Source organism: Psychrobacter sp. MES7-P7E (assembly GCF_002863645.1).
GTDB lineage: Bacteria > Pseudomonadota > Gammaproteobacteria > Pseudomonadales > Moraxellaceae > Psychrobacter.
In genome coordinates this window covers 1-1309 of the sequence record NZ_PJBU01000037.1, presented here as the reverse complement: position 1 = coordinate 1309, position 1309 = coordinate 1, and the positions used below count along the sequence as shown (strand labels likewise).

Here is a 1309-nt window from a genome sequence, read left to right as displayed (position 1 = left end):
TGAACCGCCCCGACTATATCGGAGAGTGGATTGCTTGAGTCAGGCAGCTTTGTCTGACTCAGTAAGACTATCATAGTATCGTCTCTCAAACTCAAAAGGCGACACATAACCAATCGTACTATGAATGCGAGTTTTGTTAAACCAATCGACCCATTCAAGGGTTGCTAATTCAACATCATTCACACCTTGCCACTGCTGTTTTAAATATTCAATCACCTCTGTTTTATAAAGCCCGTTAACCGTTTCAGCCAATGCATTATCGTATGAATCACCGGTTGTACCAACAGATGCAATAACGCCAGAATCAGCCATCTTATCAATATAGCGAATGGATAAGTACTGAACGCCGCGATCACTATGATGAATCACATCTTTAGGATGGTTTCTGTCTGCAATGGCTTGGTTTAGTGCTGCCATCACCATATCAGTGTTCATACGATCTGATACTTTCCAGCCAACGATAGCGCGAGCAAATACATCAATGATAAAGGCGGTATAGACCCAACCACTCAATGTCTTTATAGAGGTAAAATCAGCTACCCATAGCTGGTTAGGGCGATAGGCATTAAAGTTACGATTAACCAAATCATCAGCACGCTTTTGATCGTCACGAGACTTAGTCGTTATCTTACCTTTACCTCGCCAAACACCTTGCATACCATGCTGACGCATTAACCGCTCTACAGTGTAGCGTGCAGGATATATACCCTCTGCTTTCAACTGTTGCCAAACTTTACGAGCACCGTATCGGCATTTGCTGTTCTTCCAGATACGTTTAATCTCATTAAGGTAGAAATCGTCATGCTGACTACGCTGTGAACGCTTTTCAGGATTTTCTTCTAGTTCTTTAGCACGATAGTATGTGGATGGAGCAATCGGTAATACTCTACAGATTGGCTCGACTCCATATTGTTGTTTATGATCTTCAATAAAATCAACCATTACTTGGGTTTGCGGTCGAGCTCCGCCTGGGCGAAAAAAGCTGCAGCTTTCTTTATAATCTCATTGGCTTGCTTTAACTCTCTGTTCTCACGTTCAAGCTCTTTGATACGCTCCGCTTGGCTTTGAGCTTGAATGTTTGCAGGAATGGTTTTATCAATGTGCTTTTTATGCCATGATCGTAGGGTCTCAGGCGTGCAACCTATCTTTGGCGCTATGGCTTTGATGGCTGACCAGGTGGATGGGTAATCGTCTTTAGCTGCAATCAGCATACGGACGGCGCTCTCTTTCATTTCAGGGGTATAATTTCGTGTTTTCATTGTCATATTCTCTCAGAAAATTGAGTCTCCGACAATCCCGGGGCGGTTCA

At 43.3% G+C, this 1309-nt stretch carries 1 protein-coding gene and 1 other annotated feature; the gene reads right to left on the bottom strand.

Annotated elements, in window-relative coordinates:
- Positions 1–39: 39 nt before the first annotated feature.
- A protein-coding gene (locus tag CXF62_RS01365) for an IS3 family transposase (protein ID WP_416220481.1) occupies positions 40–1259 on the bottom strand; the annotation gives its coding sequence in 2 pieces (ribosomal slippage) (positions 40–983 and positions 983–1259; 1221 coding nt in all).
- Positions 868–984, bottom strand: a sequence feature (AL1L pseudoknot). Its footprint overlaps the gene before it by 117 nt.
- Positions 1260–1309 lie beyond the last annotated feature (50 nt).